Source organism: Blautia sp. HA8986, assembly GCF_056504635.1.
The window spans coordinates 203593-229538 of record NZ_JBWLUQ010000002.1 but is presented as its reverse complement, the minus strand read 5'-3'; the positions used below and the strand labels follow the sequence as shown (position 1 = coordinate 229538).

Annotated in this window: 27 protein-coding genes and 1 tRNA gene; 11 read left to right on the top strand and 17 right to left on the bottom strand. The window is 42.0% G+C overall.

Features of this window, described 5'->3' with window-relative positions:
* Window positions 1-211 precede the first annotated feature (211 nt).
* From AC04Q4_RS13785 to AC04Q4_RS13730, 12 genes are all read right to left on the bottom strand, one after another.
* On the bottom strand, window positions 212-1165 hold the full coding sequence (locus AC04Q4_RS13785; protein ID WP_118698844.1) for a helix-turn-helix domain-containing protein: 954 nt from the start codon (window positions 1163-1165) through the stop codon (window positions 212-214).
* A gap of 107 nt (window positions 1166-1272) precedes the next feature.
* On the bottom strand, window positions 1273-1752 hold the full coding sequence (locus tag AC04Q4_RS13780; RefSeq protein ID WP_117650622.1) for an MGMT family protein: 480 nt from the start codon (window positions 1750-1752) through the stop codon (window positions 1273-1275).
* 86 nt (window positions 1753-1838) lie between these two features.
* Window positions 1839-2306 carry a hypothetical protein gene (locus AC04Q4_RS13775; protein ID WP_476389146.1) on the bottom strand — a complete coding sequence of 156 codons (468 nt, stop codon included), beginning with the start codon at window positions 2304-2306 and terminating at the stop codon, window positions 1839-1841.
* Between the two features lie 73 nt (window positions 2307-2379).
* Window positions 2380-3159: a hypothetical protein gene (locus tag AC04Q4_RS13770; protein ID WP_019163208.1), complete on the bottom strand. Its 780-nt coding sequence runs from the start codon at window positions 3157-3159 to the stop codon at window positions 2380-2382.
* Window positions 3160-3329: 170 nt separating this feature from the next.
* Complete coding sequence (locus AC04Q4_RS13765; protein ID WP_476389145.1) at window positions 3330-4181, bottom strand: hypothetical protein; 852 nt, start codon at window positions 4179-4181, stop codon at window positions 3330-3332.
* A 48-nt stretch (window positions 4182-4229) separates the two neighbouring features.
* On the bottom strand, window positions 4230-4724 hold the full coding sequence (locus AC04Q4_RS13760; RefSeq protein WP_476389144.1) for a plasmid recombination protein: 495 nt from the start codon (window positions 4722-4724) through the stop codon (window positions 4230-4232).
* Window positions 4725-4919: 195 nt separating this feature from the next.
* The gene (locus AC04Q4_RS13755) at window positions 4920-5141 is read right to left on the bottom strand and encodes a DUF5348 domain-containing protein (RefSeq protein ID WP_476389143.1); all 222 of its coding nucleotides are present in this window, start codon (window positions 5139-5141) and stop codon (window positions 4920-4922) included.
* Window positions 5142-5310: 169 nt separating this feature from the next.
* A complete protein-coding gene (locus AC04Q4_RS13750; RefSeq protein WP_118698839.1) occupies window positions 5311-5544 on the bottom strand; it encodes a complexin-2 in 234 nt (77 codons plus the stop codon).
* A gap of 70 nt (window positions 5545-5614) precedes the next feature.
* Window positions 5615-6628, bottom strand: a complete 1014-nt coding sequence (locus tag AC04Q4_RS13745) for an AAA family ATPase (protein WP_118698838.1) — start codon at window positions 6626-6628, stop codon at window positions 5615-5617.
* Between the two features lie 105 nt (window positions 6629-6733).
* Window positions 6734-7099, bottom strand: coding sequence for a plasmid mobilization protein (locus AC04Q4_RS13740; RefSeq protein WP_118698837.1), 366 nt, complete (start codon window positions 7097-7099; stop codon window positions 6734-6736).
* Window positions 7099-8163, bottom strand: a complete 1065-nt coding sequence (locus AC04Q4_RS13735; RefSeq protein ID WP_118698836.1) for a site-specific integrase — start codon at window positions 8161-8163, stop codon at window positions 7099-7101. The genes AC04Q4_RS13740 and AC04Q4_RS13735 overlap by 1 nt, the downstream gene beginning before the upstream one ends.
* Before the next feature lie 11 nt (window positions 8164-8174).
* Window positions 8175-8363 (bottom strand): helix-turn-helix transcriptional regulator, encoded by a 189-nt coding sequence (locus AC04Q4_RS13730; protein ID WP_117449617.1) that lies wholly within the window; start codon window positions 8361-8363, stop codon window positions 8175-8177.
* Between the two features lie 159 nt (window positions 8364-8522).
* Here AC04Q4_RS13730 and AC04Q4_RS13725 point away from each other — a divergent pair, with 159 nt between their 5' ends.
* Window positions 8523-9143, top strand: coding sequence for a helix-turn-helix domain-containing protein (locus AC04Q4_RS13725; protein ID WP_118698835.1), 621 nt, complete (start codon window positions 8523-8525; stop codon window positions 9141-9143).
* Between the two features lie 10 nt (window positions 9144-9153).
* A complete protein-coding gene (locus AC04Q4_RS13720; RefSeq protein ID WP_118698834.1) occupies window positions 9154-10635 on the top strand; it encodes an AAA family ATPase in 1482 nt (493 codons plus the stop codon).
* A gap of 86 nt (window positions 10636-10721) precedes the next feature.
* Here AC04Q4_RS13720 and guaA read toward each other — a convergent pair whose 3' ends face one another.
* Window positions 10722-12299, bottom strand: a complete 1578-nt coding sequence (guaA, locus tag AC04Q4_RS13715; protein WP_226842948.1) for a glutamine-hydrolyzing GMP synthase — start codon at window positions 12297-12299, stop codon at window positions 10722-10724.
* 275 nt (window positions 12300-12574) lie between these two features.
* On the opposite strand from guaA, the gene AC04Q4_RS13710 reads away from it, so the two are divergent.
* Window positions 12575-14302, top strand: a complete 1728-nt coding sequence (locus AC04Q4_RS13710; RefSeq protein ID WP_195456591.1) for an IS1634 family transposase — start codon at window positions 12575-12577, stop codon at window positions 14300-14302.
* A 197-nt stretch (window positions 14303-14499) separates the two neighbouring features.
* Here the strand turns inward: AC04Q4_RS13710 and AC04Q4_RS13705 are convergent, their stop codons facing one another.
* From AC04Q4_RS13705 to trmB, 4 genes are all read right to left on the bottom strand, one after another.
* Window positions 14500-16041 carry an amino acid carrier protein gene (locus tag AC04Q4_RS13705; RefSeq protein ID WP_476389142.1) on the bottom strand — a complete coding sequence of 514 codons (1542 nt, stop codon included), beginning with the start codon at window positions 16039-16041 and terminating at the stop codon, window positions 14500-14502.
* Window positions 16042-16590: 549 nt separating this feature from the next.
* Window positions 16591-16663, bottom strand: a tRNA-Lys gene (locus tag AC04Q4_RS13700).
* A gap of 86 nt (window positions 16664-16749) precedes the next feature.
* On the bottom strand, window positions 16750-16923 hold the full coding sequence (locus AC04Q4_RS13695; RefSeq protein WP_173755621.1) for a hypothetical protein: 174 nt from the start codon (window positions 16921-16923) through the stop codon (window positions 16750-16752).
* Window positions 16924-17077: 154 nt separating this feature from the next.
* On the bottom strand, window positions 17078-17734 hold the full coding sequence (gene trmB / locus AC04Q4_RS13690; RefSeq protein WP_173755620.1) for a tRNA (guanosine(46)-N7)-methyltransferase TrmB: 657 nt from the start codon (window positions 17732-17734) through the stop codon (window positions 17078-17080).
* Between the two features lie 328 nt (window positions 17735-18062).
* On the opposite strand from trmB, the gene AC04Q4_RS13685 reads away from it, so the two are divergent.
* The 8 genes from AC04Q4_RS13685 to AC04Q4_RS13650 are packed head-to-tail and all read left to right on the top strand — an operon-like array spanning window position 18063 to window position 25945.
* On the top strand, window positions 18063-18383 hold the full coding sequence (locus AC04Q4_RS13685) for a hypothetical protein (protein WP_119239435.1): 321 nt from the start codon (window positions 18063-18065) through the stop codon (window positions 18381-18383).
* A gap of 19 nt (window positions 18384-18402) precedes the next feature.
* Complete coding sequence (locus AC04Q4_RS13680) at window positions 18403-19446, top strand: V-type ATPase subunit (protein WP_476389141.1); 1044 nt, start codon at window positions 18403-18405, stop codon at window positions 19444-19446.
* An 18-nt stretch (window positions 19447-19464) separates the two neighbouring features.
* Window positions 19465-21405 carry a V-type ATP synthase subunit I gene (locus AC04Q4_RS13675; RefSeq protein WP_173755617.1) on the top strand — a complete coding sequence of 647 codons (1941 nt, stop codon included), beginning with the start codon at window positions 19465-19467 and terminating at the stop codon, window positions 21403-21405.
* Between the two features lie 38 nt (window positions 21406-21443).
* Window positions 21444-21875 carry an ATP synthase subunit C gene (locus tag AC04Q4_RS13670; RefSeq protein WP_015525392.1) on the top strand — a complete coding sequence of 144 codons (432 nt, stop codon included), beginning with the start codon at window positions 21444-21446 and terminating at the stop codon, window positions 21873-21875.
* A gap of 1 nt (window position 21876) precedes the next feature.
* Window positions 21877-22185, top strand: coding sequence for a V-type ATP synthase subunit F (locus AC04Q4_RS13665; RefSeq protein ID WP_173755616.1), 309 nt, complete (start codon window positions 21877-21879; stop codon window positions 22183-22185).
* 12 nt (window positions 22186-22197) lie between these two features.
* The gene (locus AC04Q4_RS13660; RefSeq protein ID WP_173737692.1) at window positions 22198-22785 is read left to right on the top strand and encodes a V-type ATP synthase subunit E; all 588 of its coding nucleotides are present in this window, start codon (window positions 22198-22200) and stop codon (window positions 22783-22785) included.
* A complete protein-coding gene (locus AC04Q4_RS13655; RefSeq protein WP_173737691.1) occupies window positions 22778-24547 on the top strand; it encodes a V-type ATP synthase subunit A in 1770 nt (589 codons plus the stop codon). The genes AC04Q4_RS13660 and AC04Q4_RS13655 overlap by 8 nt, the downstream gene beginning before the upstream one ends.
* A gap of 15 nt (window positions 24548-24562) precedes the next feature.
* Window positions 24563-25945 carry a V-type ATP synthase subunit B gene (locus tag AC04Q4_RS13650; protein WP_476389140.1) on the top strand — a complete coding sequence of 461 codons (1383 nt, stop codon included), beginning with the start codon at window positions 24563-24565 and terminating at the stop codon, window positions 25943-25945.
* Window position 25946: the final 1 nt, after the last annotated feature.

Here is a 25946-nt window from a genome sequence, read left to right as displayed (position 1 = left end):
TGAGTATTGTAGATTTTATAGCAGTAGTGGGCTTCGGCTTAACCTGCTTTAGTATCGGATACACATTCGGTAAGGATAATCATAAACCACAAAAATAGCCGCCCCAGTCTGGTAAACTAAGCGGCAATTTTTGTCTAACTTTATATCGGACTAACCGTCTATCGGTAGCACTCTTTTTCTATAATCATATTATCACGGTTCCATAGAAATGTCAAAATTTTTCTTTGCTTTGAGAATCATCTGCGGCTTCGATAATCTGTATTGCCTTTTTCGCTTCATCACCTTCCACCAATACATCCACACCATACATACCAAATCCCGGTGCACCATGCATAGCGACGCTTGCACTCGCTTCCTGTGAAAAAGCAGCAATTCCTTGTTCTTTTAAAAGTTCTATAATTCTTCCCGCTTCTACTATATCTTTAGCGTTGTAAATTTTTGTACTGCCTGTCTTTGTCGTTGGAATATCTCTTTGCTCCTCATTAACTGAAATCCGGCGTCTGTTCCGGTTAAAATATGATAATACTCTGAGAACAATAAATGCCACGATTGTAATTCCACCCAGAAAAAGTAAAGCGAAATATATCGTTTGCTTCTCGGTTGCCCCCATTCTTCTCAGGCAGATACCATAAAACACAGAGAAAATTCCTGCACAGATCACACTGGTAAGGAAATCTCTCCATAGTGCCTCTCTCGCAGACAAGCCTTTATCCCAAATGCCATTATGTACCATAATAAACGCATATACAATTCCGCCTACCAGAGCAATTAACGTTTCACCCAGCACCAGACGAAGATTTACTGCCAATAGAAGCTGTATGATAATAGCTCCAACACTGATCAGGAACATAGATGCAAAAGCAAGATTTCCGGCTTTTAAAGCTTTTTGCTTTACCCAATCTTCATAATCAGCTACTTTGTTTAATGTTTCTTTCATCTCTTTGTTCATGGTCGAACTCCTTTCTCCATCCAGGAGCTCTTTTATTTCAATGTCATAATAATCAGCAAGTTCAACCAATATACTTAGATCCGGCATATTCGATCCTGTCTCCCATCTGGAAACGGTTCTCGCCGATACGCCAAACTTTTCTGCAAGCTGTTCTTGTGTAAGATTTTTTTCCTTACGGCATTGTTTCAAAAAAGCTCCTATCTTTTTTGTGTCCATGTTTCTACCTCTCTTTCACCTACAGCTTACCAATTATTTCAAAAAATCCCACGACACAAACCGAGAATCACCTGATTTTCCACCAGACATTGCGTGTCTGGTACAGATTAATCCATTTCAAACAAAAAATTTTCGTAATCTTTTACGTAATATCTGATATTTTTCCGGCCTTTTTGAATAATGATATGTCCCTCTGCTTCCAGTCTTACTTTCTGTGCCTGGATACCTCCGGGATACTTTTCATTCAATTCACCATTTGCTTTCAGCGTTCTCCAGTAAGGAGTTTTATCTTTCAATCTCTGATGGCTTGCCCAGGCAGCAATAGATACAAAAATTCCGGCAGTTATAGGTTCTGTAAAATCTGCATCATTCTCTTTTGCAAAAAATTCTCTTATCTTTCCAACTGTAATCACTTTACCATATGGAATTTTTTTCATCACTTCATCATAAGCAATGGGCGGTGCAAAGTACATTTTGTTTCCACCATATTTTTCAATGCTCTTTACATCCGTGATTATCTGAAACTTTGGCATATCTTTATTATCCTGCAGCATTGCATTAAAATCCTTCTTATCTTCATTAGCCATATCCGCCACCTCCTGATCTAAGAATATACATCTTTCCGATTTTATGCAATGAGACACTTTTGTAAATTTCTTATCATAACCAGAATTTATAACTCTTTCCTATGGTTTAAGTGAATGCCAATATGTCCTACCCCCAGTATTATTGTAGACACGAATAACATTGGGTTTCGTCCGTATATAGCAATCAAACAACACGCTATAACTGGAAGAGTAGCACCTGCAACAGGAATACCCATTATACTGCTATAAAAATCTTTCATCGTCTTTTCACTTTTAAAATATCGTATCCAATATAATTCATACATAATCATCAGCACAAATGCAGCAATTAACCAAATCTTCCATGCTGTAATACCTTGAATATTAAAATCACTGAAAATCAGCAACAAACAAGTCACTAAAACTTCGCCGGCTCTCTCAAACAACAGCAAGATTTTGTTTTCATTATGTACATATTTTTCGTAATCCTTTGGCTGATTCTTCGTCCAATATAAGTTTGGAATCATCAACATGATAAGAAAAATCAATCCAATATATGAAAATCCCAAATGCATACATTCACCTCATGATTCCCGATAATTTCCAGTTCTATAAACTGAATTACGATTTTTCATTTTGAAGAAAAATCTAAACAATCAATCGTTTTCTTAAATATCCGCTTTTCTTCATTCGTTCATATGTACCAAGTGTATCATTTTTATTTATAAACTCCAATGCTTCGTCATATTCCATTCCTAATATAAGTAAATTCATTCTTGCAGCATGCAAATAATTCTCGTACCATTCCCATTCTGGATTCCTAGACAATTCTCGAATTGTAGAGCGTGATACTATAGGATTTATTGCGTAATTATCTGGTTGACAAAAACTATTTACAATATTAATATTGTTCTCCATTACTTTTGTTTGTCCCACCATAGAACCACCCATACTATTCCATAGAGGAAAATGACCATACTTTCTTCGGAATGACTCAATTAATATGCCTTCTACTCTCTTTATATCATCTCGTCCTTGCTCACTTAACATATCCTCAATTGGAGAGTTCTGCTGCTTTGCAAATTTCTCATACACTTTTCTGTTTCTATGAACCAACGGTTGAGATAACGGCGATTGCACAAATATTGTGTAACCCAATCGTTCATTTCTTGAAAAATAATCTTCAATTTGTTTTTGTTTCGATCCCTCTTTAATTGGTAAAATCCCATTATGCTGTTTAAATCTTTCTGCTAGGTCGCCTGCTAATCCAATATAGAGAACTGCTTCCGCATAGTAATCCCAAAAACAATAAATTCCTGCCGAAGCCCAACCGTAGTTATCTGTCGGAGAACATAAATCATCGATAGCATCTGCCATTTCCAAGGCTTCTTCTTTTCTATACGCATCTATAATAACTGTTCCAAACATTACATATCTCCTTGCTAAACACCATCTGTCTTTTTCTCATTTTATCACACTCACATTCCAAACACCATTCTTATATTAGCAAAAGAACAGCCTTCCGACTGCTCTCTGTGCTTACTATAATGTAGCTAACTTACATATCGTTCGCATCCTATATATGTTTTTTCATATTCTCACAACTCCATTTCTTTGTGTTTGATTTTATTTTTCTTCTGCTGCATATTGTGCTCCTGGCTTCTTTCTCTGCCCCATTGCAGCCTGTCACTCAGTTTTCTCGGCATCTGCTCTTTTCGTTTTTGTTCTTCCAGTGCTTTTTCCTTCTGAATATCACGCCAAATTGCCGACTCTATAGTATCACTGCCAAATATCCGTAGTGCTCTTTTATATTTATCTGATATTACTTCCAGCTTATCTACATCATCACACAACTGATTACACATATCCGCCACCTTATCAGCATCCTTTTCTAGATCATCATAATCTTTCTTCAACTGCTGATATTTATCTCTCCATTTTTCTGCTTCTCTGGAAAGTTCTATCACCTTTGCAGCTAATCCTGCAATATAATTCTTCATCTTAGCGAACAGAGGTTTAATCTTTTTATTGCGGTATGTAGACGCCAGTTCCAGTGCCCCGACTTCTGGCAACACTAATTTAATTTGCCCGGAATTCTTTAATTCCTTATCAATACTATTTATGATTGGCTGTAACTGATTCCGTTGCTTCTCCATATGCTTCAGTTCTTTGTCCGCCTGTTCTTTGCTTTCCCTGACTTGATCTCTGGCTTTTTCTGCATCAGCTTTTTCCTGATTAAGCGCCTTTATATCTGATTCTGTCGCTTCTACATCTGCTGTCAAATTTTCTATTTTCTGCTCCAGCTCCTTTACTTCTTTTGCACGTTCCTTCTTCTTAAAATTATACACATCCAGATGTTCTTCATGAGTTCCTTTCTGCTCCCATTCGATTTCATGCCGCTCCATAATCTCTGCCAGAACTTCTTTTTCATGATTGATCCATTGATTCAATTCTGTATCATGCTTGGCACCGCCTTGAAATCCAAGGCTTTTCAACGCCTATTTCAACGAGACTCTTGTATCCATTCCTTTTCCCTTCCATCCGGTCACATAAGGTACAAAATCAATATGTAGATGTGGGGTAGCTTCGTCCTGATGCAGATAGCAGCAAAATACCCGGGGTGTTGGATTTCGTCTCTGAAAATCCTGCATATATTCATCCAATACTTTCACCGCAAGATCTCTCTCTGGTGTCCCGGCAGCCATATCTTTATTATTTCCAATCTGGAAAATTACTTCATGGAACAACTTCTCCTGCTTTCCATGCTGAATCTTATCATAATAATTCGTAATCTTCCGATCATTTCTTTTCCCGACATTATACCGTTCTACCGATTCATCAAACAGTTCTTTGTAAACATCCTTCAGATTTTCATCCCGGTAACAAATGTTCAGATATACTCTGTTCTGATTAACATTTTCTGCAATAAAATCCCTTCTGTTATGCGCAAGAGAACCTGTTCCTGTCATACCGCTGATTGTTCTTTTCATCATCCTATTTTTTCACCTCACATTCTCTAAATAGTGCCGGATACGGCACATAAATTGTATTCATGCCCGTTAGAGCGGTTTTGTTACTTTTGTCAAAAGTAACGCAAAAGCACTTTCGACAGCCGTACCGTCCATCAAAAGTACCCTTGCGCCCTGCCAGGAGCTTTTCTTCCCTTCGGTCGGTATGTCTGTGACCTGTTATATCCTTGCCTGAATATATTCCAGGTCACCACGATACGGTGTGCCCACCAGATACCAGTTCCGCTCAGCATCCATTTCCATCCGGGTCTGTACCCATTTGCCATCCTGCAAAATCTGCAGGCATTCCCCACAATGCAATCCGGTATCAATCCATAAGTCCGATAACAAGATGCCATATCTTCCGTTACTACTGTTGTAACCAAGTCTTCCCTCTCTCATTGTCCAGTCTCCTTTCCAGATACATTCAAAATCCTTACCAAGGATGCCCTGTCAGGGCTCCCTTTCAGATGTCTTACAAAAACTTCCATCCTCACATCTGCAACTTTTCCTTGTCTGCCATTTATACAGGAGCGTGCCACGCCCCTGTCATATGGCATTCAAAGAAGAATTACCATCGAAAGTCAGCCTGTATTCCCCGCCTGTCCAGATACTCCTGTCGGGCTTTTTCCCGTTCTTCCTCTGTTGGAGCGGTTTTTGATTTCGTATATAATTCACGTTCCACCATAGTGTTCATTTTCTGTTCCAATCCTTTTTTCACATCTTCAGTACAACTATCATCATCAAGCAGATGATATCGGAGCAGTTTCATAAATAATTCCTGTGGTATTTGTACATTTTTCATTCATAGCTCCTTTCAAGATAGCAAGATTCCCTGTTCTTAAAGAGATGGTAATCTTGCCATCTTCCCAATACTATTCAGGCAACATCCAGAACCACTGGTTACCAATCTTCACAGACTCAATTTCAAGTTCCTTCTTCGCATTCCATAGTGTTTTCTTTTTAATTCCCCGACTTTCCGCTTCTTCTGCCACCTTTGTCTGTGCTACAGAACCAGATGTCAGGACTTCCTGCAGAAATTCCTTTGCTGCATGAATTTTCTGCCCCCGGTTATCTCCGCTTAACAAATCATCGGCACTGATGTCATATTCCCCAATCCATTCAAATCCCGTATCTTTATCCAAACGAAATGCAATGGATTTTCCTTCCGGTGCAAGGGAACTTTTCACATGACACACCACACGAATTTCTTGTTCATCCTTGATCCTTCCGACAATCAGTACGCTTCTGGCTGCTGCTTGAAAATCAATAGAGCCAAGTCCACGGTATGACGATTTCCCATTACTGTTTTTGTTCATATGACCAATCAAAATAATCGCACAATGATATTTCTCTGCAAGCATCGCCACACGCTTCATCAAGGGGCGGATTTCATTTGCCCTGTGCATATCTACATCAGTCCCCAGAAAACCCTGTATCGGGTCTAAAACTACAAGGCGTGCTTTTGTCCGTATGATAGCTTCTTCTAATCTGGCATCCATCATAGTCAACGCCTGATCGTTATCATCAATTACCATCACTCTGGAACAGTCTGCACCTGCTGAAAGAAGTCGGGGCTTAATGGTATCGCCCAATCCATCCTCTGCAGTCTGATAAATCACATTTACCGGCTCCAGAGCCATTGTTTTTTCCTTCAAGGCTGATTCATCACTGTCCGATGGTAATACCGCCTCGCCTTTTGTCATCTTTGCAATAATCTGCAGCACCATTGTGGTCTTGCCCTCACCAGGATCTCCCTGCACAATCGTAACTTTCCCAAAGGGAATAAAGGGATAAAGCAGCCAGTCTATTTTTTCTATCTCTACTTGTTCCATATTAATCAGTTTTAAATTCGGTTCATCTCTTCTGTTATCCAAAATTACCTCCATTTTCTGTTGAAAGAAAGTGGAGACTTTGGTAGAATAACCTTAGTATTTGATTTGGATTTTCTACCAAGTCTCCGCCTTTAGGTGTTTGCCGACACTTAAAGGCTTTTACTTTTCATCTTCCAATATCTCTGTTTTAAAATCACTTGCTTTCCATGTTACTGAACAATCATTACCAGTGATTTCAATTACCTGTTGCATTAGTGCCCGGCAATCTGCCAGTACCTCATATAAATCCTCTGTTTCCAGATGATCCAGACGTTCCCACAATCTCCGTATTTCAAGGCTTAACCGATCACTTTGATATTTACCAACCGCAATCTTTACTTCCTGATGGAGTACCGACTGAATGAAATATTTCCCTTTTGGCAGTCCACTCACTTTAATGCGAGCTTCTAATTCTCTGCGTTCCTCTGGTGTCATTCGAAAACAAACTGTCTGATTACGTTTTCTGTCTTTATCTAATCCACTCATTACAAATCCCCCTTGTATTCACTGTCCAGCCGTTCAGCCAGTTTTGTCTGCTTGTTTGGATAAAGATGTGCGTAGGTATTCAGCGTAGTTTCCACTTTTTCATGTCCGAGCCGATTCGCAATCTCCAATGGCGAAAATCCCAGTTCGATCAACATACTTGCATGGGAATGCCTCAAATCATGTACTCTTATCCGTTTTACGCCACTTTCTTTAATTCCTCGCTGCATTTCATGCTCCAGATAATATTTTGTAATGGGAAACAGCCTGTCGTTCTCCTGCAAATCGTATAAACTGTCCATATAATCTTTGATATCTGCAGCCAGAAACTCTGGAATGGTAATCACTCTCTTGCTCTTCGGTGTCTTTGGTGGAGTGATCACATCTTTCTTGCCAAGACGTTGATATGATTTTGTGATAGAAATTGTTCTCTTTTCCAGATCTACATCTTTAGGATTCAGAGCCAGAAGTTCTCCCAAACGCATTCCCGTCCAGTACAAGGTCATAAATGCCATATAAGAAAGTCTTTTGTTCATAACACTGTCGATAAACTTCCTAAATTCCTCTCCTATCCAGAAATCCATTTCTTCTGCCTTGCTCTTACCCATACTTCCGGCTTTTGCACAGGGATTACTTTTCAAATCGTAATATCGAACCGCATAATTAAAGATTGCGCTCAACTGATTATTGATTGTTTTCAGATAAGTGGGTGAATACCCCATTTTAATCAATTCATTCTGCCATTGACGGATGTCAGCTGCAGTAATGTCATTTACCCGCTTATTCCCGAAATACGGGAGAATTTTCAACTCCACGATATACTTTTTCGTTCTCATGGTATGCTCCCGCAGACGTGTCTCAATATCTGCATAATACATCTTCCAAAAATCCTCAAACTTCATATCAAAGTCCGCTTTTTGCTTAATAAGGAAATTTCGAAGCCATTCCTCCGCCTCTCTTTTGGTCGCAAAACCTCTTTTGGTGGATTTCCGGCGTTTCCCCTGCCAATCTGTATAACGATACTGAATCAACCATTTTCCTGTTTTCTTGTCTTTTTCCGCTTTCATTCGACCACCTCCTATGCACTGAAACCATACCAGCGTTTTTCAAAATAGCGTCTGGGAACTTTACCCGCAATCACCAGAAATCCCTCTTTTTCCAGTTCCTGATTCAGCTTACGAATCAACTTGTAAGCATGACCTACAGAAACACCCAGCATTTCTGCGAGTTCATTTGCAGTAATATAAATCTTGTTGTTTTCTGCCATATATGCATCCTCCTTTTCTTTTTATAGCGATATCGCTACATTTTATATTCTCATTATATGTAGCGACTTCGCTATTGTCAAGTATTTTGAAATGCTAGTAGAAAAATTTTTTCAAACATGGTATAATGTAGCCATCTCGATACATGGAGGACGATAAGAATGACCATAGGAGAAAAAATCAAATACTGCAGAAAGCAAATCGGAATCACGCAAGATAAACTGGCTGAGCTGACCGGTATCCATCCGGTTTCTATCCGAAAATACGAAACCAATAAAATGCAGCCACAACCTCCTCAGTTAGAGAAAATTGCAGCTGCACTCGGTGTCAGTTATAATGCTTTGAATGGCAGTGATACTGCTGGACTTCGTCTGGAAACAGTCGGTGATCTGATGGGCGTACTTATGGTTCTTTGCAATTCCGGCATCCTCCAGATCAGTGGAGAGCGAGGAGAAGACAAGCTGTTAAAGGACGATACCGTATCCATCCATCTGAATCCGGTTCTTTCCTCTTATCTTGAAATCGGATATACGGCCAGAGGAAAAACACATACGCTGTCTTTGCGGGATGCTTTGTTGAATATCAGAAGTTATAAGGTTTTTAATGACTTATTGAAATGGGAAAAAATGAATTTTATCTACCAGAGTGCTTTGAAATCCGCTGGTGATAATCCAAATGAAGCCACACAGGTAGCTATAGATGAGATAGCTGAGACAAAAGAAAAAGTAGAATTGGAATTGCAGAGAAGCCATTATCCACTAATAGATACTACAGATAATTAGGGAGGAATTTATGCAAATTTCTGAGCAGTATATTGAATCAATACATTTTGACAAATTGAAAAATTTAAAAGATTTAACCCTTAATTTCTCTGACACAAGATTAACAGCAATTATGGGCGTTAATGGTGCTGGAAAATCTACTATATTACATGCATTAGCCTGTTGTTACAAACCTCTTGATGGAGAAACAAGAGAAGATTACAAATTTAGTTACTTCTTTACCCCCAACCCTTATGCATTGTGGAATGACAGCAAATTTGAAGTCACTCACTCATATAAACTGAAAGGTGAGCCAAAACGAAGCACTATTTCTTTTGCTAAGGATGAACGTTGGACTCCACATTATAACCGTAGACCAGAAAGGCATATAGAATATTTTGGTATAGAAACATGTGTTCCAGCAATCGAGCAGGAGCATACCAATTCATTTATAAGTTTTGCTACAGATGAAGAATTAAAGGATAGTAGTAAAATCATTTCATCCACTGGTTATGTTCTAAATATTGCTTATGATAATCTCAAATATTTGAAATCAAAAAAAGGTAAAACCTACCTTGGTGTATCAAGTGAGCAAAACGGAACATACGTTTCTTTAAGTATGGGAGCTGGAGAACAACGTGTTTTTAAAATTCTTAGTGCACTATACTCTGTCCCCAAATATTCACTAGTATTAATAGACGAAGTTGATTTACTTTTACATACTAATGCTTTACGCAGACTAATTAAAAAAATGTATGAAATAGCTAATGACAGCAAACGTCAGTTACAAATTATTTTTACCACACATTCCATTTTAATGAATGAATTACGAGACTATGTTGGTATTCAATACATTACTCAGACTTCACAAAAAACTCTTGTTAGCAATTATATCTCTTCTGATTCTATTCAAGATTTAATGGGTAAATCAGAAAAACCCATTAAAATATATGTGGAAGATGATTTATCAAAAACAATTATCTCTCAGATTTGCCATTCAATGAATTGCAAAAGATATGTTGATATTTTTACTTTTGGACCTGCAAGTAACTCTTTTACTATACTTTCAGGCTTTGAATTAGATAATAAACTAAGTGAAAATATTATTGCTGTTCTTGATGGCGATGTATATAAAACAGACGAAGAAAAGCTAACGCAAATAAAAGACAAGATAACCGGACAAGCATTTAATACCGAGCGTAATAATGTTTTATCGCATATAATTCAATATAATTTACCAAATAATTATAAACCTGAAAAGTGGATACGCGAAATGATAATAACCACTTCCTCTGAAATCATACCAAACGATAATGAGATAAAACAAGTATTGACTAATATACATAGCGTCGACGATGACCATAAATATATAAATGACGCCATTGAAAGGCTTGATTATGATAAAGCTATTGGTCTATCAAAAATAATCGAACTTGCTTCAAAATCTGAAAAATGGAATGATTATGTGCAACCAGTAATAACATGGCTTCAACAGCACATAGAGCATATATAATTGATTTTTGTACTCAATCTGTACTCAAACCACATAGCAAGAGCCCGGAAACCCGCATGAATGCTGGATTTCCGAGCTCCATTTTTTTATTCAAACTCAATCGTTCCAGGCGGCTTACTGGTAAGATCATAGAATACGCGGTTTACGCCCTTAACCTCGTTGATAATACGGTTCATCACCTTATTAAGCACTGCATAAGGAATCTCAGCAGATTCAGCAGTCATGAAGTCAATAGTCTTAACGGCGCGGAGTGCCACTGCATAATCGTATGTTCTGAAGTCTCCCATTACGCCTACACTTCGCATATTGGTAAGGGCTGCAAAGTACTGGTTCGGCATCCAGGATGGATCTTCTCCGTGTTCTTTCTTGTAGTCGGCGGCTGCATTGTCGACTTCTTCACGGTAGATGTAGTCTGCATCCTGTACGATGCGTACTTTTTCTTCGGTGACTTCACCGATGATACGGATTCCAAGTCCCGGGCCCGGGAATGGCTGACGGAATACCAGTCTTTCCGGGATACCAAGCTCAAGACCGGCTTTACGAACCTCATCTTTGAACAGGTCGCGGAGCGGTTCGATGATTTCTTTGAAATCTACGAAATCAGGAAGTCCACCCACGTTGTGATGGGATTTGATCACTGCGGATTCTCCGCCGAGACCGCTCTCTACAACGTCCGGATAAATGGTTCCCTGTGCAAGGAAATCTACAGCACCGATCTTCTTGGCTTCTTCCTCAAAGATACGGATAAATTCTTCACCGATAATCTTACGTTTCGCCTCAGGCTCTGTAACGCCTGCAAGCTTGTCGTAATATCTCTGCTGTGCATTGACACGGATAAAATTCAGGTCAAACTGTCCGTTCGGTCCGAACACACCCTCAACCTCATCTCCCTCATCTTTACGAAGAAGTCCATGGTCTACAAATACGCAGGTAAGCTGCTTGCCGATCGCTCTGGAAAGAAGTCCTGCTGCTACGGAGGAATCTACGCCGCCTGAAAGAGCAAGGAGAACTTTTCCATCGCCGACTTTCTCACGGATCTCTTTGATCGTGTGCTCAACAAAAGCATCCATCTTCCAGTCTCCGGCACATTCACAGACACCAAGTACGAAGTTGGAAAGCATTGTCTTTCCTTCTACTGTGTGCAGTACTTCCGGATGGAACTGGATCGCATACAGTTTCTTCTCTTCATTCTGTGCAGTTGCTACCGGACAGTCCGCTGTGTGTGCAGCTATCTCAAATCCAGGTGCAGTCTGGGAAATATAGTCTGTATGGCTCATCCAGCAGATCGTTCTGTCGGATACATTCTTAAAGATTCTGGAATCCTTCTTATCAATAAGAAGCTCTGTCTTGCCGTATTCGCTGACATCTGCCTTCTCAACTTTTCCTCCAAGGACATGCATCATAAGCTGTGCTCCATAGCAAAGTCCCAGCACCGGAATTCCAAGCTCAAATAATTCTTTCTGATAAGTCGGTGAATCTGCCTCATAGCAGCTGTTCGGTCCACCGGTGAGGATAATTCCCTTAGGATTCATCGCTTTAATCTTCTCAAGATCTGTCTTATAAGAATAGATCTCGCAGTATACATTGCATTCTCTGACACGTCTTGCAACCAGCTGATTGTACTGACCGCCAAAATCAATGACAATAACTAATTCTCTTTTCAAGGCTTTCCTCCTGTTTTTTATAACATCTTTAGAATCTGTTACTCATTATAAATGAGTCACAGAATTTTTACAATGTCTATTTTCAACTCATCGAAAGATTTTGCTGATTTTTGTGTTATAATCTGTTTTGAAAACTTTGACGGGAGTTTGACACATTGAAATGCAAAAAAGTACCGCAAAGCCTTGAAATAGGCTTATTTTTTTGTCAAATTTTTATTCTTATTATATAGTAATATTTAGTGATATGTGGTGTAATAGTGACAGAGGTGATTATTGTGCGTATAACAACATCAAAATCAAAAAATTCTGAATCCTTTTACATCACTCAGTCCTATACAAATGCCAATGGGAAAAGTACTTCCAAAACCATCCGAAAATTAGGTACGTTAGCTGAATTATCAGCGCAGCTCCACACGGATCGTGACGGAGTTGTTGAATGGGCAAATGAACAGGCTCGTCTTGAAACACTGAAATATAAAAGTGAAAAAGAGGATGCTACTGTCATGATTCCATTTCATTCCAACAGACTCATGGACTATAATAAGCAGAAACTTTTTTCTGGCGGATATCTTTTTCTTCAGTCTATTTACTATGGACTTAAGCTCGATTCTGTCTGCCGAAAAATCAAAAGCCAACATAAATTTGAGTATGATCTTAATGCTATTTTATCTGATTTAATTTACACAAGGGTTCTGGAACCTTCCAGCAAAAGGTCTTCCTTCCGAGCAGCAAAACAGTTCCTTGAGCCTCCAACTTATGAACTTCATGATGTGTACCGAGCTCTTTCTGTTCTTGCTTCTGAAATGGATTTTATTCAATCAGAAGTTTATAAAAATAGCTTTTTTCTCGGTGACAGAATGGATCGGATCCTTTATTATGATTGCACAAACTACTACTTTGAAATCGAACAGGAAGATGGAGATAAAAAATACGAAAAAAGCAAAGAGCACCGTCCGAATCCCATTATTCAAATGGGACTCTTTACGGATGGTGACGGAACACCTTTGGCTTTCTCACTCTTTCCTGGAAACCAAAATGAGCAGAAATCCTTAAAACCTTTAGAAACAAAGATTCTCCAGCAATTCGGCTGTGATAAGTTTATCTATTGCAGTGACGCCGGACTTGCTTCTGAGGATAACCGTGTTCTTAATCACATGGGACAGAGGGCATTTATTGTCACTCAGTCCATCAAAAAGCTGCCTGCTGAAGACCGGGCATGGGCTTTAAAGAAAACTGGCTTCAAACGTCTCTCAGATGATAAACCTGTTGACCTCACAAAACTGACAGATGATGACAAGAACCAGCTTTATTATAAAGACGAACCATTTACAACAAAAAAACTAGATCAAAGATTGATCATAACCTACTCCCCTAAATATGCCGCTTATCAGAAAGCCATCCGTGCGGAGCAGATCTGTCGGGCAGAAAAAATGGTTGCAAATGGCTCTCTAAAAAAACAGCGTAAAAATCCAAATGATCCTGCAAGATTTGTAAATAAGGTAGCTGTAACCAACGAAGGAGAAAAAGCTAAGATCCACTATTATCTCGATACGGATAAGATTGCTGAAGAAGAAATGTATGACGGACTTTATGCGGTATGTACAGACCTGCTTGATGATGACGTTGCAGATATCTTAAAAGTCAGTGAAGGAAGATGGCAGATTGAAGACTGTTTCAGAACTATGAAAACAGACTTTGAAGCCAGACCCGTTTACTTAAACCGTGAAGACCGAATTAAGGCTCATTTTCTTACCTGTTTTCTTGCTCTGTTACATTTCCGGTTATTAAACCGTTCCTTGAAAGGGACTTATACCACAGAACAATTACTTCACACTTTAAAAGACATAAAATTTGCGGATATAGAAGAACAGGGCTTCATGCCGGTATATGAGCGTCAGAAAATCACTGACGATCTCCATGAAACCTGCGGATTCAGAACGGACTATCAATTCATAACAAAACGGAAAATGAAAGGAATTCAGAAAAAAAGTAAGCGGAGATGAAACATTACTATATTTCGTGTATGCAGATAAAAGTGCCACACCCCTTATATTTACAGGGATTGTGGCACTTTTTTAACTAATCAACTGTCAAAGATGAGAGTATAACACATCTTTTTACTATGTTACAAACAAAAAGGAAAAACGCAGGAATCCCCTCATTACAGACACATTCTGCAATGAGGGTATCTGTTATTTTATTATTTTTTCTTCGCACGTTCATCCCAGTAAGTGCAGTCATTTCTGCCGATTATTTCTGAGGTGAATGGGGTTCCGTCATTCTTTTTGTAATGTCTTGTGGCACGGAAAACATATTTCGCACCAACATACACGATCGGAACATTGAAATATACGATCAGGATATTTCCCAGATCGGAAAACGCCCAGAGGTTTCCAAGTTCCAGTCCTGCAATATTGCACAGGATTCCAAATCCTGCAACAAAAAGTCCGATGCAGCGTACAAAATTAATACATATCTTATCCTTGCGGATACGGTTTGCCGCGATCTCGGAAAAGCTGATCATTCCAAGCAGACAGGTAAATGCAAACAGGCAGAAACATAAGGTTACAAGGAAAGTAACAATTCCGTTCATCGCAGTTCCTGGTGTGAGAACAGCGATGGATTCTGTATATTTAGGAAGTTTATCCAATGCCTGCCAGACTTCCGCATCTGCTCCTGTCCAGCAATGTGCCATAACCACCACAAATCCGGTAAGCGTACAGATCACGATAGTATCAAGAAAAACTCCCAGAGAAGCGATCACGCCCTGCTCGCATGGATGCTTTGCGTCAGCTGCTGCCGCTGACATGGTAATCGTTCCCTGTCCGGCCTCATTTGACATCAGGCCTCGTTTTACTCCCTGTGCAAGTACAGTTCCAAAAACTCCTCCAAAGAACGCCTCTGGTTTAAAAGCTCCTGCAAACACACTTCCGAAGAAATACGGAATACGGGTAAAATTCAATATAATAAGAAGCAACACTACTACCATATAGAGCACCGCCATTACCGGGACCATCATATCCGTCCATCTGGATACTTTTTTGATTCCGCCAAATGCAATAGCTGCTGTAAGGATTACGATGATAGTTCCTACTACATAATAGAAGGCTGATCCGCTTGCAATAGTCTTCCCTGTTATGATCTCTGCCATACGTCCCACAGAGGAAACAACATTGAATCCCTGTGCAGGCAGACAGCAAAGTGCGTACAGAATATACAGTACAGAAAGAAAAATTCCGATCCATACTTTGTTTCCGAGAAGTTTCCTTCCATAGAAAGGAAGTCCTCCTACGAATTCATCATCTTTCTTCTCTTTAAAAATCTGTGCAAGCACACCTTCCATGTATGCAACTGCCATTCCGAAAAATGCGGAGATCCACATCCAGAACAACGCACCCGGACCGCCTGCTGCAATGGCTCCTGTTACACCCAGGATATTTCCGGGGCCTACACGCATGGCCGAACTCAGGAAAAACGATGCCAGCGGGGAAATTCCCGTTTCCACAACACGTTTTTCCGTCATGGTTCGGATTCCTTTTTTAAAGTAAGTCACCTGCATAAAACCGATCCTGAAACTGAAAAAAATTCCGGATCCAAGAAGTAGTATGATCGCAAATGATATATTCCCCAGAATCGGAATACTGCTGTACCAGCCAAAATTCGTGGGAAATTCCCACAAAAAATCAGATAGCGGACCGATAAAGCTGAACACACCGTTGATTGCCTCAAACACTCTCTCCATAATCAGTTTCCTCCCTCTTTCTCTGAATACAGTCAAATGCCAGCTTAATCATGCTGCCGTTTCCAATTCAGATTTTTTATAATATGATTTATTATACAGGATGGTTATGGAAATGTCCTTATTATTTTCAATATATTTTTCTGTACTCCGGGATTTTTCTGGTTTTTCGATTGTTTCCTGTTCATTTACAGATCAATTAGGACAAATAATCCTGGAATTTATAGGATCTTTAGATTTTCCTCACAGATTTTTAAAATGCTTCTCACAGTTCCATCACATTTTGACGGTATATTATTAAGCAAATAAAGCACACAGCTTTTTCATCTTATAGATCATTACTTATTTTTCTTTTCATACTCTGCCGGGTCCGTTCCAAGACCCGGCCCTCCTTTTTTTCGGGGGATTTTCTCTAAAATAATTTTCACATAAAAAAACCACCCAAAACTTTAGCCGAGTACAGGGTGGGATTTCTATTCTTCTCTTATAATATTTAATCAACAAAAAAACACCGTCCCCGCAGCTCTATATCTGCAAAAACAGTGCTTTTAGTGCGTCTTCAGGGGTTCGAACCCTGGACACCCTGATTAAGAGTCAGGTGCTCTACCAACTGAGCTAAAGACGCTTATTAATTGTTTGTCTTTCGTTTCTTTCGTTCCTCAAGACATGTTGTATTATACGTTATGGTTCGAGTAAAGTCAACACCTTTTTTTAATTTTTTTTATTTTTTTCTTTTTTATTTTTTATATCTTCATTTGATGCAATTTTGTTCAGTGTTTTTTCTGTTTCTGCCAGCGAATTTTTGATCCGTACTGCCTGATTTTTAATGCTGCGGTTTACAGTATTGAAATTTCGCCGTAATGAGCTGGATTTTCTTTTTTTCAAGCTTTAGCTTCTCCTTTTATTCATGCTGGTCAGGCCCCTGCTCCTGCAGAGTTGTAAATTTTTTCCTGACTCAATTTTTTTCTTCTTTTTATTATATGAAAACAGGCCGATCTGTTTACAGATCAGCCCGATATCCTCCTGCGTCTTGCTTCCTCTATTTCTGTTTAATTACCATCTTACAGATCGGGTTGCCCATGGAAGAAAACTTCTCCTCATACTCTGTCATCACATTTCCCTTCACCAGTTCCTCATCATGATGGAGATCAAAGGTACAAACCTCCAGGTTCCAGTCAGACTCCCGAACCTCTTCCAGAGAAAATTCAAACAGTCCCCTGTTATCCGTCTTAAATTCCACAACGCCATCTTTTTTCAAAACCTGCTCATATCTAGCCAGAAACTCCCTGGAAGTAAGTCTCCTTTTGGCATGTCTTGCCTTCGGCCACGGATCAGAGAAATTCAGGTAGATCCCGTCAACCTCATCCTTTTCAAAAATCTCCGGCAGTAATCTCGCATCCACCCGGATAAACACCAGATTGGAAAAACTCTCTCCCTGCTCCTCAAGCTCCTCCCTCTTCTGCAAAGCGCGAAGAAGCACACTGTCATACATTTCAATACCTATAAAATTTCTCTCCGGATGCAGCCGCGCCATATCCATCAAAAAGCGGCCTTTCCCCATGCCAACCTCAAGAAAAAGCGGCCTCTTCTCCCCAAAAACGCTCTCCCACTTCCCTTTAAACTTCTCTGGCTCATCAATCACCCAATCACACTCCAAAATCGCATCCTTCGCCCCGGGAACATTACGTAATCTCATAAATGACCTCCAAATTAATCTTCCTATAATATATAAATCAAATAACTACCTTTCGCAGTCCTCAAAAGCATCTGTAGTACCATTCCATGAATTAACAGAACTGCTGCAATGCTTCTCAATACTCAACTATACATGCAATCCCCACCCTGCCGCAAGCAAAAAATAAAAAATATCAACAAGACGACAGCAAACCGCACTTATGTCTGTTTACCCACATTTCACTCAAAAGTTTGCAGAAAAATTAACAAAATTTTAGTTGTTTTTACCATAAAAAAGGTGTATCATATAAAAATCAATTATAGACAATAAACAAAACAAGGAGGGCGCAATGGAACAAATCCTAAACAAGCTTTCGGAAATCGAAGCTACAGCCAATGCTATCATGCAGGACGCTGCGCGACAGAAACAAGCTCTCTCAGAAGAAGCCGAAAAACAGATCAAAGATTTCGATGCATCCCTGGAAACAAAGACCAGCGCTGAAATCCGGAAGATCCGTGAAGATCTGGCCCGCGAGAAAGACGCCCGGATCACCCAGCTTCGTGCAGAGACAGAAGACCAGCTATCCAGGTTGGATGCCTACTACGAAGCCAACCACGAGACTCTTTCCAAAGAGCTGTTTCAGAAAATAACAGGAATTACCGAAACCTGAAGGGAAAGGAAGTGATTCAATGGGCACTGTCCTCTCATACAGCGGACTCTCTACCAAGATCCGTGCCATGCAAAGCAGGCTTGTGACAGATAAACAGCTGGAAGAAATCGTTCAGCTTCCCAATGTCCCCCAGGTAACAGCCTACCTGAAACGAACCCCGGAATATCAGAATATCTGGTCTGGTCTCGATGAGAATGATCTGCATCGAGGGCAGATAGAGAAACTTCTGAAGAAATCTATCTTCCGGAATTTTTCAAGACTTTACCACTTTGCAAACCAGGAACAGCGGACGTTCCTGACTCTTTACTCGAAACGCTATGAGATCCGTGTCCTGAAAGAGATTATGACGAATCTCTTCGACCACAGAGATACTGATCCCGTAGATATTTCCCCTTACCGCGATTTTTTCAGACTGCATTCCAGACTGGATATTGACAGACTTGCAGCCTGCACCAATATGGATGAATTTATCGCCACACTAAAGGGAAATGATTTCTTCATTCCTCTGTCCCAGGTCAACGAACGGGGAAATGCCACGCTTTTTGACTTCGGCATGGCACTTGATCTTTCATATTTTTCACAGATCTGGAATATGCGGAAGAAACTTTTCAAGGGCAATGATCTGGCTCAGATCACGAAAGCCTACGGCGAAAAATTTGATATGCTGAACCTGCAGTTCATCCAGCGATCCAAACGCTGTTTTCGCATGGAACCAGCCGAAATCTATGCATTGCTGATTCCCATGAACTACAAGCTTCGTAAAGAAGAGATCACCGCGCTTGTGGAAGCTCCCACATACGAAGAAGCCCAGCGTATTTTTGCCGGAACCTACTATGGTAAGAAATATGAGCAGCTGACTGCAGCCAACCTGGAGGAATTTTATAACTACATCCTCAGGAATGTGCTGGAACGGGAAGCACGCAAGGACCCTTACTCCGTAGCAGTCATTTATTCCTATTTATATCATAAAGAACATGAAGTCAACCGTCTGACCATTGCCCTTGAGTGCGTGCGCTATGGCGTGGATCCAGAACAATCCCTGCGTTATATACGCAACGGTTAATAACCAGGAGGTAGCAACGTGATTGAAAAAATGAATTTTCTGAGCATCACCGGTCCCAAAGCAGATATTGACCGGGTTGTAAACACCTACCTGTGCAAGTACGAAATCCATCTGGAAAACGCGCTCTCTGAACTGACCACAGTAGAAAGCCTGACACCTTTCCTTGAGGTCAATCCGTATAGAGATGCTCTTAATTCCATCAATACCATTTACGAAGAACTGAAAAGTCCTCCTGCTGCTTCCAACCGAAGCACTGGTATTGAAAAAGCACTTTCCACAGTGAAGGAGATCCGTGGACAATCGGAGCAACTCCAGCAGGAACAAACTGAATTAGAAGAAAAATGTTCCTCCCTGGAAGAATCCCTGCGGATCATACGTCCGTTCCGAAATATTGATTACGATATTTCCTCTATTCTGCACCTGAAATACATTCATTTTCATTTCGGACGTATTGAGAAACAGTATTACGAAAAATTCAAGAAATACATTTACGACAACCTGAACACCATCTTCCTGAAATGTGATGAAGATGACCAGTATGTCTGGGGAGTCTATTTTGTACCGAAGCATGAGGCTCACAAGATTGATGCGGCCTACTCTTCCATGCACTTTGAGAAGATCTTTGTACCGGATAATTACACCGGTACAGCCCAGCAGGCTTTTTCCAGCGTAAGCAAACAGTACGAGGATGCCTTGAAGCATCTGGAAGCCCAGAAGCAGAAACGCCAGCGTTTCCTCTCTGACAGAGCCGGAGATATTGTTTCTGCCAGAGATACACTACGTCAGTTTTCCAGAAACTTTGATGTCCGTAAGGCTGCTGCCTGCACCGGAAATCATGAGAATTTCTATATTCTCTGTGGCTGGATGACAGAAGCTGACACACGGGCTTTTCAGGCTGATATCGCATCAGATGAACGGATCTTCTGCCTGGTAGACGGCGAGGATACCACATCACCGGAACATGATCCAAACCATCAGCCGCCAACAAAGCTGAAGAACCCGAAGCTTTTCAAACCATTTGAAATGTATGTCAAGATGTACGGTCTTCCCGCTTATGGCGAGATGGACCCAACCTGGTTCGTTGCCATCACCTACTCCTTCATTTTCGGAGCCATGTTCGGTGATGCAGGACAGGGACTTCTGCTTTTTATCGGAGGTTTCCTTCTGTACAGGCTGAAGCATATCGACCTTGCCGGAATCATCAGCTGTGCCGGTGTTTTCTCAACCTTCTTCGGCCTGATGTTCGGCAGTATCTTTGGATTTGAAGATGTCATACCTGCTCTGTGGCTAAGACCTGTAGACAGTATGACGACCATACCTTTTATCGGAAAACTGAATACCGTATTTATTGTTGCCATCGGCTTTGGCATGGGAATCATCCTCCTGTGCATGATTTTCAACATCATCAATTCCCTTAAGATGCATGATGTTGAAAAAACCTGGTTCGACACCAACGCTGTGGCAGGACTTGTATTCTACGGATCTGCAGTACTTTGCATCGGACTTTTTGTTTCCGGTCATTCAGTTCCCGGCGGAGCTGTTCTTGCCATCATGTTCGGTGTTCCGCTGCTTCTGATCTTCTTCAAGGAGCCGCTTACCAACCTGGTTAAGAAAAAAGCCGAAGTTATGCCAAAAGAAAAGGGCATGTTTATCGTACAGGGTATCTTCGAACTGTTCGAGGTTATCCTGAGCTACTTTTCCAATACACTCTCCTTCGTGCGTATCGGTGCTTTTGCAGTCAGCCACGCAGCTATGATGGAGGTTGTACTTATGCTTGCAGGCGCAGAGAACGGCAGTCCGAACTGGATCGTCATTATCCTCGGAAACCTTTTCGTATGCGCTATGGAGGGCCTGATCGTAGGTATCCAGGTACTCCGTCTGGAATATTACGAAATGTTCAGCCGTTTCTACAAAGGCAGCGGACGTAAATTCGAGCCGTTCTGCTCCAGGAATAAATAATAAAACGATTACCATTTAAGTTTAAGGAGGTCATCATCATGACAGTCATTACACAGATTACAATCGCAGTTGCACTTGTACTCAGCATCATTCTTCCATTCGGTTATTATCTTCTCGGCGAAAAAAGCCGTGGCCGCTACAAAACAGCGCTTGGCGTAAACGCATTTTTCTTCTTCGGGATCATGCTTGTTGCCATCGCCGTAACATTCGCAGGCGGAGCTTCCGTACAGGCTGCAACAGGTGCTGACGCAGGCCTTGCAACAGGTATGGGCTACATCGCAGCAGCACTCGTTACCGGACTTTCCTGTATCGGTGGTGGTATTGCCGTTGCCAGTGCGGCAAGCGCAGCACTTGGAGCAATCAGTGAGGATCAGAGCATCCTTGGTAAATCCCTTATCTTCGTAGGTCTTGCCGAAGGTGTTGCTCTTTATGGACTGATCATCTCCTTCATGATCCTGGGTAAACTTTGATATGAAGATGTACCTGATCAGCGACAATATTGATACTCTGACAGGAATGAGACTGGCCGGTGTAGAAGGTGTTGTTGTCCATGAACACGATGAGCTGAAGGAAGCTCTGGAGCATACTATCGCGGACAAAGAAATCGGGATCATTCTCCTGACCGAAAAATTCGGCCGGGAATTCCCTGAGATCATCGACGATGTAAAGCTCCATCACAAAACACCTCTCATCATAGAAATTCCTGACAGACACGGTACCGGCCGCAGGCCTGATTTCATCACTTCATACGTGAATGAGGCCATCGGATTAAAATTATAGGCAGGTGATATTATGACAATCGAAGAAAAACTCACCCACTTCTATGATACCTCCGTGGAAGAAGCCCGCCACCAGGCGGAAAAAGAGGTCCAGGAGCATAAAGAATCACTGGATGCCGCAATGGAGGAACATAAAAAAATGGCTCTGGAAAACGCTGCCAGTTCCCGGAAAGCCGAGATTGCAAACGCCCGGCGTGAGATCAACAAGGCACTTTCAGCCGAACAGCTGAATATCCGCCGTGACTGGACTGCCAGACAGAGACGTTTAAAAGAGAAACTTTTTTCAGAGGTCAGAGAACAGATCCTGAAATTTATGGAATCCTCCCGTTATGAGGAATATCTTTGCAGCAAGATCGAAGAAGCCGTATGTTTTGCAGAACACGATGAGATCCAGATCTATCTTTCCAGGGAGGATGAACCCCGGCTGAAGTCACTTACGATCAAGACAGGGTTTCCGCTGAAGCTTTCCGGAAATTCCTTTATCGGCGGAATCAAAGCTGTGATCCCGGAGAAAAACATCCTCATCGACAATTCTTTTGAGGAAGGATACAATGCAGCATACAGAGATTTCAAATTCAACGGAGGTCCAGCACATGAGTAAAACAGGTATTATCTACGGTGTCAACGGTCCTGTTATCTACCTCAAGGGCGACACCGGCTTCAAGATCTCCGAGATGGTCTATGTAGGCCCTGAGAAACTTGTAGGAGAGGTCATCGGACTTAAGAAACATATGACGACTGTACAGGTTTTTGAGGAAACTACAGGACTGAAACCCGGAGAAACCGTTACCGGAACAGGAGACGCAATTTCCGTTCTCCTTGGACCGGGAATCATCCACAATATTTTTGATGGTATCCAGAGGCCTCTTGCAGAAATTGCAGAGGCCTCCGGAAAATATATTTCCCGCGGTGTCAGCGTTGATTCCCTTGACACTGAGAAAAAATGGGAAACACACATCACAGTAAAAGAAGGAGACGTGATCGGCGCAGGTACTGTGATTGCAGAGACACAGGAGACCGCCTCCATCCTTCATAAATCCATGGTTCCGCCAAACATCCCGCACGGAACCGTTATCCATGCAGTTCCGGACGGTGCTTACACTGTTCTGGAGCCTATTATCACCATCCGTCTTGATGACGGCACTGAAAAAGAGCTGGCTCTTGCCCAGAAATGGCCGATCCGTGTTCCGAGACCGACCTACAAGCGTTTCCCGGCAAGCGTTCCGCTTCTTACGGGCCAGCGAATCCTTGATACCCTTTTCCCGATTGCCAAGGGCGGCACTGCTGCTGTTCCCGGTGGATTCGGAACAGGAAAAACCATGACACAGCACCAGATCGCCAAGTGGTCTGACGCAGATATCATCATCTATATCGGCTGCGGCGAGCGTGGAAACGAGATGACACAGGTTCTCGAGGACTTCAGCAAACTGATCGACCCAAAATCCGGAAACCTGATGATGGACCGTACCACTCTGATCGCCAACACTTCAAACATGCCGGTTGCAGCCCGTGAGGCTTCTATCTATACAGGTGTCACACTTGCGGAATATTACCGCGATATGGGCTATGACGTAGCCATCATGGCAGACTCCACATCCCGATGGGCTGAGGCTCTCCGTGAGCTTTCCGGACGTCTGGAGGAGATGCCTGCAGAGGAAGGTTTCCCGGCTTACCTGGCTTCCAAGCTTTCCGCATTTTATGAGCGTGCGGGAATGATGCAGAACCTGAACGGAACAGAAGGTTCCGTATCTATTATCGGTGCAGTTTCCCCTCAGGGTGGTGACTTCTCCGAACCGGTTACACAGAATACGAAACGATTTGTCCGCTGCTTCTGGGGACTGGACAAGGCACTTGCCTATGCCCGTCACTTCCCTGCGATCCAGTGGCTTACCAGCTACAGCGAATATCTGGAAGACCTGACTCCATGGTACAGAGAGCATGTTTCCCCGAAATTCGTTTATGACAGAAACCAGATCATGGCTATCCTCAACCAGGAAAGTTCTCTCATGGAGATCGTTAAGCTTATCGGAAGCGATGTTCTTCCGGATGACCAGAAACTGACACTTGAGATTGCCAGAGTGATCCGTCTCGGATTCCTTCAGCAGAACGCTTTTCATCAGGAAGACACCAGTGTTCCTATGGAAAAACAGTTCCTGATGATGGAAACTATCCTTTATCTTTATGAGAAATGCCGTGCTCTTGTAAACCGCGGCATGCCGGTTTCCGTGCTGAAAGAGGATAAAATTTTTGAGCGTATCATTGCTATCAAATACGAGGTTCCAAATAAAGAACTGGAGCGTTTTGATGAGTATCACAAAGATATCGACCGTTTCTACGATAATGTACTGGAAAGAAACGGTTAAAGGAGGGATCAGTTTATGGCAATCGAATATCTTGGCCTGAGTGAAATAAACGGCCCTCTTGTTGTCCTTGAGGGTGTTAAGAACGCATCTTACGAGGAGATCGTGGAATTCCACATGGAGGACGGCACGCAGAAAATCGGCCGTATCGTGGAAATCTACGAGGATAAGGCTGTTATCCAGGTTTTTGAGGGAACAGATAATATGTCCCTCGGCAATACACACACACGTCTTACCGGACATCCAATGGAGATCGGGCTTTCCCCTGAAATCCTAGGACGTACCTTTAACGGTATCGGCCAGCCTATTGACGGTCTTGGCGAGATCACACCGGAAGTCAGCCTGAACATCAACGGTCTTCCGCTGAACCCGGTAACACGTGAATATCCGCGAAACTATATCAACACCGGTATCTCCGCCATTGACGGACTGACCACCCTGATCCGCGGCCAGAAGCTGCCGATCTTTTCCGGTAACGGTCTTCCTCATGACAAGCTGGCTGCACAGATCGTTCAGCAGGCTTCCCTGGGCGACGATTCTGATGAAAAATTTGCCATTGTTTTTGCAGCAATGGGCGTTAAATATGACGTAGCCGAATTCTTCCGCAGGACTTTCGAAGAAAGCGGTGCTTCCGATCACGTTGTTATGTTTTTGAACCTTGCAAATGACCCGGTTGTTGAGCGTCTTCTTACACCGAAGATCGCACTGACTGCCGCTGAGTATCTTGCTTTTGAAAAAGGCATGCACATCCTGGTTATCCTCACAGATATCACTTCTTTCTGCGAGGCCATGCGAGAAGTTTCCTCCTCCAAAGGTGAGATTCCTTCCCGAAAAGGTTATCCCGGATATCTGTACAGTGAGCTTGCTACTCTTTATGAGCGTGCAGGAATTGTCCGCGGCGGCACAGGCTCTGTAACCCAGATCCCGATCCTGACCATGCCTAATGACGATATCACGCATCCGATTCCTGACCTTACAGGATACATCACAGAGGGGCAGATCGTACTGGACCGCCAGCTTCACGGCCAGGCTATTTATCCGCCGATCAATGTTCTGCCGTCCCTCTCCCGTCTGATGAAAGATGGTATCGGTGAAGGCTTCACACGTGCTGATCATCAGGACGTTGCCAACCAGCTCTTTTCCTGCTACGCAAAGGTAGGCGACGCAAGAGCCCTGGCTTCCGTTATCGGTGAAGATGAGCTTTCTCCGCTGGATAAACAGTATCTTGTATTTGGTAAAGCATTCGAAGCTGAGTTCGTAGGACAGTCTGAGACTGAGAACCGAAGCATCATTGAGACTCTGGATAAGGGCTGGGAGCTTCTTGGACTTCTTCCAAGAGAAGAGCTCGACCGTATCGATACCAAAGTTCTGGATCAGTATTACAGAGAAACCGTCCGTTAGT

Coding starts and splice junctions, on each gene's coding strand:
- AC04Q4_RS13720 (WP_118698834.1), top strand. CDS start 9,154: ATGCAAATTTCTGAGCAGTATATTGAATCAATACATTTTGACAAATTG.
- AC04Q4_RS13755 (WP_476389143.1), bottom strand. CDS start 5,141: ATGAGAGAGGGAAGACTTGGTTACAACAGTAGTAACGGAAGATATGGC.
- AC04Q4_RS13730 (WP_117449617.1), bottom strand. CDS start 8,363: ATGGCAGAAAACAACAAGATTTATATTACTGCAAATGAACTCGCAGAA.
- AC04Q4_RS13775 (WP_476389146.1), bottom strand. CDS start 2,306: ATGCATTTGGGATTTTCATATATTGGATTGATTTTTCTTATCATGTTG.
- trmB (WP_173755620.1), bottom strand. CDS start 17,734: ATGAGATTACGTAATGTTCCCGGGGCGAAGGATGCGATTTTGGAGTGT.
- AC04Q4_RS13745 (WP_118698838.1), bottom strand. CDS start 6,628: ATGGAGGTAATTTTGGATAACAGAAGAGATGAACCGAATTTAAAACTG.
- AC04Q4_RS13660 (WP_173737692.1), top strand. CDS start 22,198: ATGACAATCGAAGAAAAACTCACCCACTTCTATGATACCTCCGTGGAA.
- AC04Q4_RS13785 (WP_118698844.1), bottom strand. CDS start 1,165: ATGGACACAAAAAAGATAGGAGCTTTTTTGAAACAATGCCGTAAGGAA.
- AC04Q4_RS13655 (WP_173737691.1), top strand. CDS start 22,778: ATGAGTAAAACAGGTATTATCTACGGTGTCAACGGTCCTGTTATCTAC.
- AC04Q4_RS13650 (WP_476389140.1), top strand. CDS start 24,563: ATGGCAATCGAATATCTTGGCCTGAGTGAAATAAACGGCCCTCTTGTT.
- AC04Q4_RS13680 (WP_476389141.1), top strand. CDS start 18,403: ATGGGCACTGTCCTCTCATACAGCGGACTCTCTACCAAGATCCGTGCC.
- AC04Q4_RS13665 (WP_173755616.1), top strand. CDS start 21,877: ATGAAGATGTACCTGATCAGCGACAATATTGATACTCTGACAGGAATG.
- AC04Q4_RS13670 (WP_015525392.1), top strand. CDS start 21,444: ATGACAGTCATTACACAGATTACAATCGCAGTTGCACTTGTACTCAGC.
- AC04Q4_RS13735 (WP_118698836.1), bottom strand. CDS start 8,163: ATGAAAGCGGAAAAAGACAAGAAAACAGGAAAATGGTTGATTCAGTAT.
- AC04Q4_RS13740 (WP_118698837.1), bottom strand. CDS start 7,099: ATGAGTGGATTAGATAAAGACAGAAAACGTAATCAGACAGTTTGTTTT.
- AC04Q4_RS13705 (WP_476389142.1), bottom strand. CDS start 16,041: ATGGAGAGAGTGTTTGAGGCAATCAACGGTGTGTTCAGCTTTATCGGT.
- AC04Q4_RS13685 (WP_119239435.1), top strand. CDS start 18,063: ATGGAACAAATCCTAAACAAGCTTTCGGAAATCGAAGCTACAGCCAAT.
- AC04Q4_RS13750 (WP_118698839.1), bottom strand. CDS start 5,544: ATGAAAAATGTACAAATACCACAGGAATTATTTATGAAACTGCTCCGA.
- AC04Q4_RS13760 (WP_476389144.1), bottom strand. CDS start 4,724: ATGATGAAAAGAACAATCAGCGGTATGACAGGAACAGGTTCTCTTGCG.
- AC04Q4_RS13725 (WP_118698835.1), top strand. CDS start 8,523: ATGACCATAGGAGAAAAAATCAAATACTGCAGAAAGCAAATCGGAATC.
- AC04Q4_RS13780 (WP_117650622.1), bottom strand. CDS start 1,752: ATGGCTAATGAAGATAAGAAGGATTTTAATGCAATGCTGCAGGATAAT.
- AC04Q4_RS13770 (WP_019163208.1), bottom strand. CDS start 3,159: ATGTTTGGAACAGTTATTATAGATGCGTATAGAAAAGAAGAAGCCTTG.